The organism is Peptoniphilus sp. HCN-40583 (assembly GCF_037892835.1).
GTDB lineage: Bacteria > Bacillota > Clostridia > Tissierellales > Peptoniphilaceae > Aedoeadaptatus > Aedoeadaptatus rachelemmaiella.
This window is the reverse complement of sequence record NZ_JBBKBU010000002.1, coordinates 127,514-140,174: the sequence shown is the minus strand read 5'-3', so window position 1 is coordinate 140,174 and position 12,661 is coordinate 127,514. Positions and strand designations below refer to the sequence as shown.

Annotated in this window: 13 protein-coding genes; all 13 read left to right on the top strand. The window is 49.9% G+C overall.

Annotated features, from left to right (window positions below):
• Positions 1-139: 139 nt before the first annotated feature.
• The 13 genes from WKT05_RS01590 (at position 140) to WKT05_RS01530 (ending at position 12,654) form a co-directional block, all read left to right on the top strand.
• Positions 140-1,474: a GTP pyrophosphokinase gene (locus WKT05_RS01590; protein ID WP_215507349.1), complete on the top strand. Its 1,335-nt coding sequence runs from the start codon at positions 140-142 to the stop codon at positions 1,472-1,474.
• Positions 1,475-1,485: 11 nt separating this feature from the next.
• Positions 1,486-1,980: a peptide-methionine (S)-S-oxide reductase MsrA gene (gene msrA, locus WKT05_RS01585; RefSeq protein WP_340412641.1), complete on the top strand. Its 495-nt coding sequence runs from the start codon at positions 1,486-1,488 to the stop codon at positions 1,978-1,980.
• 52 nt (positions 1,981-2,032) lie between these two features.
• Positions 2,033-3,472 (top strand): aminoacyl-histidine dipeptidase, encoded by a 1,440-nt coding sequence (locus WKT05_RS01580; RefSeq protein ID WP_340412640.1) that lies wholly within the window; start codon positions 2,033-2,035, stop codon positions 3,470-3,472.
• Between the two features lie 2 nt (positions 3,473-3,474).
• On the top strand, positions 3,475-3,789 hold the full coding sequence (locus WKT05_RS01575) for a DUF1292 domain-containing protein (RefSeq protein WP_340412639.1): 315 nt from the start codon (positions 3,475-3,477) through the stop codon (positions 3,787-3,789).
• The gene (locus WKT05_RS01570) at positions 3,749-4,711 is read left to right on the top strand and encodes a TIGR01212 family radical SAM protein (RefSeq protein ID WP_340412638.1); all 963 of its coding nucleotides are present in this window, start codon (positions 3,749-3,751) and stop codon (positions 4,709-4,711) included. Before WKT05_RS01575 ends, WKT05_RS01570 begins: the two co-directional genes overlap by 41 nt.
• Positions 4,712-4,727: 16 nt before the next feature.
• The gene (locus WKT05_RS01565) at positions 4,728-5,153 is read left to right on the top strand and encodes a hypothetical protein (RefSeq protein WP_215507359.1); all 426 of its coding nucleotides are present in this window, start codon (positions 4,728-4,730) and stop codon (positions 5,151-5,153) included.
• Positions 5,154-5,248: 95 nt separating this feature from the next.
• Complete coding sequence (locus WKT05_RS01560) at positions 5,249-5,827, top strand: DUF6648 family protein (RefSeq protein WP_340412637.1); 579 nt, start codon at positions 5,249-5,251, stop codon at positions 5,825-5,827.
• Between the two features lie 20 nt (positions 5,828-5,847).
• Positions 5,848-7,080, top strand: a complete 1,233-nt coding sequence (gene glyA / locus WKT05_RS01555; RefSeq protein ID WP_340412636.1) for a serine hydroxymethyltransferase — start codon at positions 5,848-5,850, stop codon at positions 7,078-7,080.
• A gap of 51 nt (positions 7,081-7,131) precedes the next feature.
• Positions 7,132-8,475, top strand: a complete 1,344-nt coding sequence (locus WKT05_RS01550; protein WP_340412635.1) for a DUF512 domain-containing protein — start codon at positions 7,132-7,134, stop codon at positions 8,473-8,475.
• A complete protein-coding gene (gene der, locus WKT05_RS01545) occupies positions 8,468-9,775 on the top strand; it encodes a ribosome biogenesis GTPase Der (protein ID WP_215507366.1) in 1,308 nt (435 codons plus the stop codon). The genes WKT05_RS01550 and der overlap by 8 nt, the downstream gene beginning before the upstream one ends.
• Complete coding sequence (gene plsY, locus WKT05_RS01540) at positions 9,772-10,356, top strand: glycerol-3-phosphate 1-O-acyltransferase PlsY (protein ID WP_340412634.1); 585 nt, start codon at positions 9,772-9,774, stop codon at positions 10,354-10,356. The genes der and plsY overlap by 4 nt, the downstream gene beginning before the upstream one ends.
• A gap of 4 nt (positions 10,357-10,360) precedes the next feature.
• A complete protein-coding gene (locus WKT05_RS01535) occupies positions 10,361-11,365 on the top strand; it encodes an NAD(P)H-dependent glycerol-3-phosphate dehydrogenase (protein WP_340412633.1) in 1,005 nt (334 codons plus the stop codon).
• A complete protein-coding gene (locus WKT05_RS01530; RefSeq protein WP_340412632.1) occupies positions 11,362-12,654 on the top strand; it encodes an HlyD family efflux transporter periplasmic adaptor subunit in 1,293 nt (430 codons plus the stop codon). The genes WKT05_RS01535 and WKT05_RS01530 overlap by 4 nt, the downstream gene beginning before the upstream one ends.
• The last annotated feature ends 7 nt before the right edge of the window (positions 12,655-12,661 follow it).

Sequence of the window (12,661 nt, the reverse complement as noted above, 5' to 3'; positions counted from 1 at the left end):
GAGCGGCTTCGGCCGCTTTTTTGTTAACGAAGGCTGATTTTATGCGTTTTTTGCTTTTCAGATGACTTTTTCGATCCGTGAGAAGGACCGTTTTCCTTCACGATTCTGTGATATACTGGTTCTATGTCAGGGGGAAGATATGGAACTGGATTTATTCAACTTTATTGACCGCTCCATCGCGTTGTTAAACAACAAATACGACGCCATTGCTGAGCTGGAGCGAGAACTTGAAAATTTTTTTGAAATGGAATTTAAAGACAACGACAGCTTTCTGGCGGTCAATTCACGAATCAAATCGGCAAACTCACTAAGAGAAAAAATCATTCGTAACAGCCTCTATATGCGCTACGACGACGCCGGTGAAATGCTTCGAAATATGCAGGACATTATCGGGCTCAGAATCGAATGTCGATTTACCGACGACGAGTTGTCCATTTACCGAGCCATTAAAGATCTGTTTTACATTCCCGTGGAAAACGGCTACTATCGTTCGCCGAGCCACAAGCATATTTTGCTGGATATGGAAACGGCTCAGCCCATGATTCAAAAAAACGGCTTCGGCATTTATAAAATCGACGGCATTATAAAAAACGGCGACGAGCAGATCAATTTCGAGCTGCAGATCAAGTCCCTGGTCAATGTCTTCTGGGGCGAAATCGACCACAAGGTTCTGTACAAAAACTACAATTACATGCTCACGGAAGAATTTTTCCGAGACATTATGCATTCCATTAAGGACAATTTATCCATGATCGACCGCCAACTGCGGATCCTTTACGAGCACGTCAACGACATGGATTCTTCTGCCGTGAAAAGCAATCACAAGCAGGTGAAAAGCCTGTTGTCGAAAATCATTCACGATATTTTTGTCGGCACCATTCGCAAAGAACTGGGCTTTGTCGTGGATTTCAACGAAACGTCGGACATTATTGTGGATTACCTCGACTACAAATGCCAAGCCCTCCTGGATTACGACGAAGGGGAAAACTTTATTCGCCTCTTGAATCGAATCAATCACATCGACCAACAGGAATTTAAAGTGGCCGAAGGTGTCGAATTCGACCGGAAGCCGACCTTTACCACGGCCTTTACCGATCGCGTGGGCCGGGCGGTGTACGCCATTATGCCCAGGGAATTCGGCTGGAATTTATTTTTTAAGATCATAGCCGAAATCGAGCAATCGGAGCCGAGGATCGACTTCGAAGAATTTTTCCGCTACTTGGAAAGTCTGCTTATCGGAACGATTAAACGAGAGGTGGACAGCAAGGGCTTTACCGAAGAGGAGTACGATGCGCTCATCGACTTTATCCTCAATTGCTACGCTTCCATGGTGGAAAAAGATCCTTCCATGAACCACATGATCAGCAGTTATTACGGCATGAGCACCCATTCCATTTCGCAGGTATTCAGAAACATTCGATCCTACGAGGATTTTGAGAAAAACAAGACGCGCATCCAGCGTATGTTAAACTGACAGGAGGTAGCATGGCAGAAATTATTTTGGCCGGCGGTTGCTTTTGGGGCGTGGAAGAATATTTCAGACGCACCGAGGGAATCACCGACACCGTGGTGGGCTATATTAATTCCGACATTGCCGATCCCACGTATGAAGACCTTTGCTACGGCAAGAGCAAGGCGGCGGAAGGCGTGATCATCGAATTCGATCCCGAGGTAATTTCCCGGGAAGAGATCGTGGATTTATTTTATAAAATCATCGATCCCTACAGCTATTTCCGCCAAGGCAACGACATCGGTCGCCAGTACCGCACCGGCCTCTATTATCGTCCCGGCGAGGATGCCCTAAAGGCCTTTTATGAAGAGGATAAACAGAAGCGGCAAAGCGAATCGACGCGCAAGATTTGGGTGGAAGTGGCGCCTCTTGAAAACTTTACGAAGGCCGAGGAATACCACCAACACTATTTGGTAAAAAATCCCGGCGGTTATTGCCATATTCCTTTACCGAATAAAAGCGAAAAGTAATGACGAAGCGGCTTGTTTCGTGTAATATGTACTATAAAGAAGAGGTGATAGAGTGATAAAAGGTTTAACCGGCGATTCACCGGTTTTAAACTTTTTTGCTGAGATTACGGACATACCCCGTTGCAGCAAAGAAGAAGAAAAAATCAGCAATTACCTGGTCCAATGGGCAAAAGCGCGCGAGCTTGAAGTCATTCAGGACGAGTGGGAAAATATCGTTATTAAAAAGCCTGCATCGAAAGGCTATGAAAATGAGCCCACCGTGATTTTGCAGGGCCATATGGATATGGTTTGCGAGGCGGTGAAAGGCTACGAACACGACTTTTCAAAGGATCCCATCGAAGCCGTCGTGGAAGGCGATCGCATCATCGCGAAAAACACCACACTCGGCGCCGACGACGGCATTGCCGTGGCCATGATGCTTGCCATTTTAGACGGAGACTACGAGCACCCGGCGTTGGAATGCTTGGTCACCGTCGAGGAAGAAACCTCCATGGCGGGTGCCCATACCATCGACGGCAAGTATTTCGAAGGCAGCACATTAATTAATATCGACTCGGAAGATGAAGGCATTATTACCGTGGGCTGTGCCGGCGGCATGGTGTCCAACATTATCTTCAAAAAAGAATTTATGTCCCCCGAAAAGGATGCATTCCTCGCCATTGATCTCGGCGGTTTCCGCGGCGGCCACTCCGGCTCTGACATCGACGACGAAAGGGGCAACCCCATTCTCTTATTGGCGCGGATCTTAAGAGAAGTCTCCTTTAAATATCCGTTCGAGTTGGCGGATTTCTCCGGCGGTTCGAAACCCAATGCCATTCCCAGAGATGCGGAAGCCATTATCGGTGTCGATGCCAAAGATGTGGAAGGCGTCAAGGCGGCATTGAATGCATCGGCCGACACGATCTTCAAAGAATTTGTCGCCACGGATCCCAATGGCGTGCTCAAGATTGAAGGCGCCTCCGCCGACAAAGTCCTGGCACCGAAGGTTGCCGACGGCATCATTAACTACCTGCTCGTCGCGCCCAACGGCGTCAACACCTTCAGCAAAAAAATTGAAGGTTTGGTGGAATCCTCCACCAACATCGGCGTAGCGGCCAGTGACGATGAAAAATTCGTCTTTACCATGCAAATCCGAAGCGATGTGGAAAGCAAGATTCATGAAATCGCCTTGAAAAACCGCATTGCCGGCGAATTGGGCGGCGGCACATTCGAAGAACTTTCCGCCTACGCGCCTTGGGAATACGCGGAAGAATCCCCCTTGCGGGATAAGGCCGTGAAATTATGGAAAGACATGACAGGCAACGACGCCACGGTGGAAATGATCCACGCCGGTTTGGAATGCGGCATTTTGCAAGATTCCATCGGTAAAATGGACATGATTTCCATTGGTCCCGACATGGAGGGCGTTCACGCCCCCGGCGAAAATCTATCCATCGCCTCCACCAATCGGGTTTTCGATTACCTTCTTGAACTGTTAAAGATGAAAGGATAAATATGAGCCACGAACACGAACACGATCACGATCACGAACATGAACACGAGGAAATGGACGTCATTACGTTGACCCTCGATGACGACAGCGAATTGGACTGTGCCGTTATTGGCATTTTCCCCTACGAGGAAAAAGACTATATCGCTTTATTGCCCCTGAAGGACGATGAAGTGGACGAAGACGCCTCCGTTCTGATTTACGAATACGCCGAATTGGAAGACGGTGAATTGGAACTGATCTTCATCGAAGATGAAGACTATTTCAACCACGTCGCCGATGAATTCGAACGTCTTTACGCAGAAGACGAGGAAGACTAAGGAGTTTACCATTACGGAAACACGACCCTATCGAAGTTTCAGCGATTACGCAAAAGACACCTTCGGCATGAAAGTGTACAAGGTGCCCATCCATCTTAAAGGCAGCTGTCCCAATCGAGACGGCACCGCCGGGGTGGGCGGCTGCATTTTTTGCGGCGAAGAAGGGGGAAGCTTCGAATGGATACAAGGAAGCGTACGGGAACAATTTCAAAAAAACAAAGCGCGCATGAAAGCCCGCTACAAGGCCCAAGGCTTTATCCCGTATTTTCAAAATTTTACAGGCACCTACCTTCCCCTGGCGCAATTTAAAGAAAATTTAGAGGCGGTGGCGGAAGAAGACATCGTCGGCGTCTCCATCTCCACGCGGCCCGACTGTGTGGACGACGCGTATTTGTCGGCGGCGAAGGAAATTTTTCCGGGCAAGTCGATCACTTTTGAATTGGGCCTGCAATCGGCCAACGAGAAGACATTGAAAGTGATTAATCGTGGCCATGGCACCCGCGAATTTATCGATGCAGCACATCGAATCAAGGGCAAGGGCCTGAGGCTTACGGTTCACATGATTTTGGATCTGCCTTGGGATAGCCGAGAGGATGTGCTTCGAGGTGCCGAACTTTTGGCCCGCGTTGGCGCCGATGAAGTGAAGATTCACAATCTTTACGTGGCGAAGCACACCAAGCTCGCCGATATGTATGAGGCCGGCACCTTCGTGCCCCTTCCCATGGAAGAATTTATGGAGCGGGTCATCTTATTTCTGGAACATCTGCCGCCTGAGACGGTGATTGGCCGCCTCTTGGGACGTGCCCCGGAAGAGGATGTCTTGTTCGCGAATTGGAACAGAAGCTGGTACTGCATTCGCGACGAAATCGTGCGTCGAATGATTGAGGAAAACCGACCGCAAGGTCATTTGTATAGGAAATAGAGAAAGGATGATGACAATGATTCGTTATATCTTAGGAGCAAAAGGCGCAGGCAAAACGAAATGGTTAATTGATCACGCCAATGAAGATCATGAAGGCGGCAACGGCAATATCGCATTTGTCGAAGTTGACGACGATCACATTTTCAGCTTGGATTACAATGTACGTTTAATCAATGCCACGGAATACAATCTCACCAATTTAGATGAATTCTACGGCTTCTTAAGCGGCATGTTCGCCATGGACTACGACTTGGAAAAAGTGTATGTCGACGGTATGTACAAGGTCATGGATCTTTCCATTGACGACTTAAAAGATTTGGCCGATCGTCTGGAATCTTTAGGCATGGAAAACCGTCAAATTTACATTAATGTAAACTACGTGGAAGCAGACTTCCCGGAAGAATTAAAACAATACGCACAAGAAGTTTCTTTGGAAGGTTAACAACTGACAGGGGATTGGAATGAAATCGAACAAGACATTTATTCGAATCGTGGCCGTGATTTTATGCTTAGCAATGGTGTTGCCGGTACTGATCAATGCATTCTTATGATGACGACCCGATAACCATGGAGCCGATTTGCGACAAATGGTTTGAGCACTTCATGGAAAGGCGAAGCGCCTTGATTCGCGCCTATGAGCGGGGCGACTTAAACAAAAAGGAATTTTTGCAGACGAATTTAAAGGACATGCACAATAGCAATGTGCGCCCCTTTTTTCTCATCGATCGATTGGAAAAAGGGATCTTTAATTACCAATATTACAACGCCATGGCCAAAAGCTATCGCATGGAAGCCAGGCGTGTGAAGCGGATGCAAAAAGGCAATCGAGCCTATTGCCGCTCTCTTTCTATGGCTGAAAAGTATTACGGAAAAAAAGACGACACGATCTTGGAGATCCTTGATTTTGTCGATTATAAAAATATCTACGGTTACTTCGTCCATTGCAACGGCAAGAAATTGCAAGGCCGTCTCTTTGAGATTGTCTTTATCGAGTATCCGGAGTATATTTTGCATTCCACCTCTGAACGGGTATATCAAGCCTTGGTCGATCACGGTGTCTTTATGGAAGAAAAAAAGCGTTCCAAAATCGACACCTACATTAACGACAGGTATTAAAACTGAGAAAGGGGCAAAGATTGGATTACAAGCATTTAAAACAGACGGATCCCGCGATTTATGCGCTGGTTCAAAAAGAAACCGAGCGGCAACAAAGTCACATCGAGCTCATTGCTTCGGAAAACTTTGTCTCTCGCGCCGTCATGGAAGCCATGGGATCGCCACTCACCAATAAATACGCGGAAGGTCTGCCCGGTGCCCGCTACTACGGCGGCTGCGAAGTGGTAGATGAAGTGGAACAATTGGCCATCGATCGCTTTAAAGCCCTTTACGGCGCCGATCACGCCAATGTTCAGCCCCACAGCGGTGCCAATGCCAATATGGCCGTGTACCTGGGCTTGTTAAAGCCGGGCGATCGGATCTTAGGCATGAATTTAAGTCAGGGCGGCCACTTGTCTCACGGCAGCCCGGTGAATATTTCGGGAAAATACTTCGACATCGTGGATTACGGCGTCGATGAAAAGACGGGTCGAATCGATTACGACGCCTTCGAAGCGGCGGTAAAGAAATACAAACCGAAGCTGGTCATCGGCGGCGCATCGGCCTATCCGAGAAAAATCGATTTTAAGCGCATAAGTGATGTGGTGAAGGCGAGCGGCGCCTACTTTATGGTAGACATGGCGCACATCGCCGGCCTTGTGGCCACGGGCTATCACGAAAACCCCGTGCCCTATGCCGATGTGGTAACCACCACCACCCATAAGACCCTGCGGGGGCCCAGAGGCGGCGCCATTCTCTGCACGGAAGCATTGCACAAAACCATCGACAAGGCCGTGTTCCCCGGACTGCAAGGCGGCCCCTTGGAACACGTCATTGCGGCAAAGGCCGTGTCCTTCTATGAAGCGGCCCAACCGGATTTCAAAGTGTACTGCAAACAAATCATCGACAATGCCAAGGCCATGGAAAAAGTGTTCCTGGATCAAGGCGTGGATTTGGTATCCGGCGGTACAGACAATCACCTATTGCTTTTAGATCTTCGTTCCCTGAAGATGACGGGTAAAGAGGCGGAAAAACTGTTAAACGACAGCGGCCTCGCCGTCAACAAAAACATGATCCCCTACGATCCCGAAACGCCCATGGTGACCAGCGGCATTCGCATCGGCACCCCGGCCATGACCACCTTAGGTGCGAAAGAAGAAGACGCAGCCTATGTGGCTCAAATCATGGTGGATCTTTTGAAAAAAGACATTGCGGAAGACGAAGCAAAAGACCGCGTGCGGATTTTTTGCGAAAAATTTCCTCTGTACAAATAAAACGGGAAGGACTCGAAAGAGTCCTTTTCTATTACGGCAACAGGAGGCGCCATGAACCCTTATGAAATCGACATCGTTCATAAAGCATTAAATACCATTCGCTCTGTCGATCCCGGGTCCATCGGCGAAGAGCTGGAAATCGAAGCCGGCGACCGCCTCATCGCCATTAACGACAACGAGGTGCGGGATGTGATCGACTACCGCTACGAATCGGCCAACGAATACATTACCCTCACCATCGAAAAGAAAGACGGCGAGCTGATCCTCTACGACATTGAAAAAGATGTGGAGGAGCCCATCGGCCTGAATTTCGTCACTCCGCTATTGGACACTCAAAAGACCTGTTCCAATCGCTGCCTCTTTTGCTTTATCGATCAGATGCCGCCGAATATGCGCGACAGCTTATACATTAAAGACGACGATTCACGCCTTTCTTTTCTTCAAGGCAATTACATTACCCTGACCAATATAAAAAAAGAAGATTTCGACCGCATGATCGCCTACGGCCTAAGCCCCATTAATGTGTCGGTGCACACCACCAATCTCGCCCTAAGGGTGGAGTTGTTAAAAAATCCCTCGGCGGGGAAGATCATGGAGGACATGAAGCGTTTGGCCCATGCGGGCATCGTCATGAACGCGCAGATCGTGTTGCTTCCAGGCGTAAACGACGGAGAGGAGTTGAAGCACACCCTTCGGGACTTGGCCTCCCTCATGCCCCAAGTGGCCTCCGTGGCCATGGTGCCTGTGGGACTGTCAAAGTATCGCGACCATTTGCCGAAGCTTTCTCCTTACACGAAAGAAGAGGCGAAAGATGTCATCGCCATCGCCGAGGCCTTCGGAAAAGATATGCGTAAAAAATGCGGCCGCCACTGGGTCTACGCATCCGATGAATTTTACCTTATCGCGGAAAAAGATCTTCCCGAGGCGGATTTTTACGACGGCTACCCGCAGTACGAAAACGGCGTGGGCCTTATGCGCTCTTTCTACGAAGAATTTAAGGAGGCGCTGGACCGGGCGGAAGGGCAATACCGCTCGAAAATCACCTTGGCTACGGGAGAATATGCGGCGCCTCTCTTTGAGGCCTTGGCCGCCATGATTCACGAAAAATTCCCCGGCGTTCAATGCGACGTGGTTACGATCAAAAATGACTTTTTCGGCGAGACGGTGAAAGTGGCGGGGCTCTTGACGGCGGAGGATGTGGTCCGTCAATTGAAAGGTAAAATCCACGATGCTATAATGTTACCAATGTCAATGTTTCGAAGCGATCGCGCCATTACATTGGACGATGTCACGGTGGATGCTTTGGAAGAGATATTAGGCGCGAAGATTATTACCGTAAGCAACAATGGTGCGGAATTTTTAGAAAAATGTTTGGAGGTGCGTCCTGTTGAATAGACCGGTCGTCTGTATATTAGGTCGCCCCAATGTGGGGAAGAGTACCTTATTTAATGTGCTGACGCGCTCGAAAATATCCATTACCGAGGATACACCGGGCGTGACGCGAGACAGAATCTATGCCAAGGCCACTTGGCTCGATCATGAATTTACTTTAATCGATACGGGCGGGTTGGATCCCTCCAGCAACGAAGCCTTTATGCCCGAAATCATGGCCCAGGCGGAAGTGGCCGTGGAAAATGCAGAGATCATTTTATTTGTCGTCGACGGCAAAGAAGGCCTGACCACCGTGGACCGCGAGGTGGCATCGTATATTCGAAGAAGCGGCAAGGAAGCCCTTCTCGTCGTCAATAAAATGGATGCCAAGGAATCGGAAGACCATCGCTACGATTTCTACGAATTGGGCTTAGGCGAGCCCTATTCCATTAGCGCCGAGCAATCCCGCGGCATCGGCGATTTGCTGGATGCCACGGTGGCGTCCTTTCCCAAAGTGGAGGAGGATGACTTCCGCGACGAAATCAAAGTGGCCTTTATCGGAAAACCCAATGCGGGGAAATCCTCTTTGGTCAACCGCATTTTAGGGGAAGAGCGCTCCATCGTCACCAATATTCCCGGCACGACGCGGGATTCCATCCACTCCTTCTTCGAATACGAAGATACGGACTATGTGCTTATTGACACGGCGGGCCTCCGAAAGCGGAAAAAAATCAACGAAAAAGTGGAACGCTACTCCGTGGTGCGTACTTTGCGGAGCATCGAGCTGGCCGATGTGTGCGTGCTTTTAATCGACGCCACGGAAGGGATCAGCGAACAGGATTCGAAGATCGCAGGCTATGCCCACGACAACAACAAGGCCATGATTATCGCCGTAAACAAGTGGGATGCCATCGAAAAAGAAACCCGCACCATGAAGCAATACGAAGAGGCCATTCGCATGGAGCTGCCCTTTTTAAACTACGCACCCATGATTTTCATCTCGGCACTTACAGGTTCTCGCGTGGAAAAATTATTGAACATGATCCACGTGGTCAACAACAATTACTCCCTCAGGATTCAAACTGGGGTCTTAAACGACATTATGAACCGAGCGGTCTTAATGAATCAGCCGCCTTCGGACAAGGGCAAGCGCGGGAAGCTTTACTATGCGAGCCAAGTCTCGGCCAGACCGCCGAAAATCGTCCTCTCCGTCAATGACAAGGAGCTTTTCCACTTCACCTATTTGCGTTATTTGGAAAATCAAATTCGCGCGGCCTATCGCTTCGACGGCGTGCCCATTATTTTGGAGCTGAGGAATCGATGAAGACATTTCTCGTGCTGATGGCCTGTTATATCGTAGGCTCCGTCTCCGGTGCCTATTTCCTGAGCCGCCTCTTTTTCCACAAAGACATTCGCGACGAGGGCAGCGGCAACGCCGGCACCACCAATGCCGTGCGCGTCATGGGAAAGAAACTGGGCTATACTACCTTTGCCATCGACGTATTAAAAGGCGTGGTGGCCATGGCCTTTCTCGCGCCCATGTTGGACGAATCCATTCGGCTCTTCGCCGCCCTCTTCGTCGTTTTGGGTCACGACTTCCCCTTTTACTTAGGTTTTCGCGGCGGCAAAGGCATCGCCACATCCTTCGGTTCGTGGACGACCCTTGAGCCCCTTTGGGGAGGCGTGGCGGCCATAGCCGGCGTCATCGCAGCGAAGATCACCAAATACGTCAGCGTCGGATCATTGACCTTTCTTACCATTAGTTGCGGGGCCATGCTCGTCAAATACGCAGGCATCGGTTACAATCGCTGGGCGATTCTCGCCGTGTGGCTCTTGGGATTTATTCGCCATAAAGACAATTTGATTCGCTTAAAAGAAGGCAGAGAAAACAGAATCGGAGGTTGATTCGGTGAAGATCGGAATATTAGGTTGTGGTAGTTGGGGAAGCGCCATTGCCAATCTCTTGGCCCGCATCGGCCACGAGGTGCACATGTACACCCGCAATGAAAAGCAGTATGCGCGGATTCAATCGGTGGGAGACAATCCCGGTTACTTGGAGGACTTTGCCTTTGATCCGACGATTCAGGTGCACCTGTCTGTAAAGGAGGCCATTGAAGGGGCAGACGGCATCGTCTTGGCCGTGCCCACCGGCGCTGTGCGCGCCACCATGGAAGCCGTGGCCTGCGAGGGATCGAAGGCCCCCGTCATCAATCTCGCCAAAGGGCTGGAGCAAGGAAGCCATTTGCGCCTTTCTCAAGTGGCCAAAGAGATCCTGCCCGATTCGCCCTACATCGTGTTATCCGGCCCCTCTCATGCGGAAGAAGTAGCGAAGCTTATGCCCACCACGGTGCTGGTGTGTGCCGAAGACGAAAAAGATGCCCTTTGGGCGCAAGATTTATTTACTTACGACAGCTTCCGGGTCTACGTACAAGATGATATGATCGGCGTAGAAATCGGCGGCGCGTTAAAAAATATTATCGCCCTCGGTGCCGGTCTATCCGACGGCCTGGGCTATGGCGACAATGCCAAAGCCGCCTTAATGACCCGCGGCTTAACTGAAATTCAGCGCCTGGGCATCGTCCTCGGCGCAAAGCCAATTACTTTCCAAGGCCTTTCCGGCATCGGCGATTTAATCGTCACCTGCACCAGTGTCCACAGCCGCAACTGGCGCTTCGGCAATCTCATTGGCAAGGGCAAGGCGGCGGATGCTGCCATCGAGGAAGTGGGCATGGTGGTGGAAGGGTATAAGACCACCAAGGCCTGCTACGAGCTGTCTCGGGAGCTTGGCATCGAAATGCCCATTACAGAAAAGCTCTACGACGTCTTGTACCGCGAGGCCGATCCGAGACAGGCCGTGTTGGATCTGATGCAGCGGCCCAATAAACACGAAAACGAGAAAATATTTTTATTATGAGACAAGGTTCGACTGTTCGAAAAAAAATTCGACGACGGCAAAATCACAGAAAAAAACGCAGGCGACTGCTTCTCGTACTACTTTTGCTGTTGATTATTTCAGGCGGCGTCTACTCCCTGTACGACCGCCTGGTTTCTGCGCCTAAAACGAAGCAGCCCGTGCAGGTATGCTTTCGCGACGTGGTGCGGGGCGAGGGCTACTTGCTTCTCAATGAAGAGACGATTTTTACCAAGGCAGGCGGCACCGCCGTTTATAATGTGCGCGAGGGGAAAAAAGTGCCCAAGGGCTTTCGCGTGGCGGACATTAATGTCATGAACGACAATTCAAAGGTGAAGGACCAGCTCATTCGAATTCAGGCGGCCATCGACTTTAAGAATGATCGAACATCGGAAAAATCCAAGGACAGAATGAACGAAGAAGATGAAAATGTCATTCGAAATATCCAGCGCTTTATTCGCGACGAGGATTACGAAAAGCTTATTTCATCCATTAACACCTTGGATTTAAGCACGAAACACACGGTGAATGTGTCGGAGCTCAACGAACTTTTAAAGCTTTCCATTCCGGAGCTGGAGGAGAAAAAAGATCGACTCACCAAGCGCATCGCCTCCACCAGTGCCGATTACGTGGCACCGGAATCCGGCATCGTAAGCTACACCTTTGACGACTTTAAAAAAGCCCTTTCATTGGAAAAGGACGAGGATACATTTACTCGCGCCTACCTAAAAGGCGTGAGCACCGAGTCCCTGACCCGGGGGAAGAATCGAGTAAAAGAAGGCCAGGCCTTTTTCCGCACCATTTGCGATACGACCTATAAAATCGCTCTGCCCATTGCCGATGCCCGTTTGGTGAAAGAAGAAATGGGAAAAACAGTGACGGTGCGAATCGGAAAGATGATGACCGAAGCTCGGGTGGAATCCATTGTCGGCGACGAGAGCGAGCCGGTGGTGATCTTGAGTCTGCAAGATAAACTACAGGAGGTTTATCGGCCGCGGAAGCAAAAGACCACCATAATTAAAAGCGAATCCCCGGCGCTGAAGATTCCGAAGACAGCCATTGTTACGGGAAAACACGGCGAAAGCGGCGTCTACGTCGATGCTGTGCGCCGATTTGTCACCTTTGTGCCCGTGGATGTGTTGTCCGTTCGTGAAAAAGACGCCTACATCAGCATGGGCGACGACAAGGCCATGATCAAAAATAAGAAAGGCAAGGACGTGTCCACCTTGCGGCCGACGGATCAGGTGGTCGTTGAGCCGAAGAAAGTGCGGCGGGATAAGATTGTGTATTAATCACAGG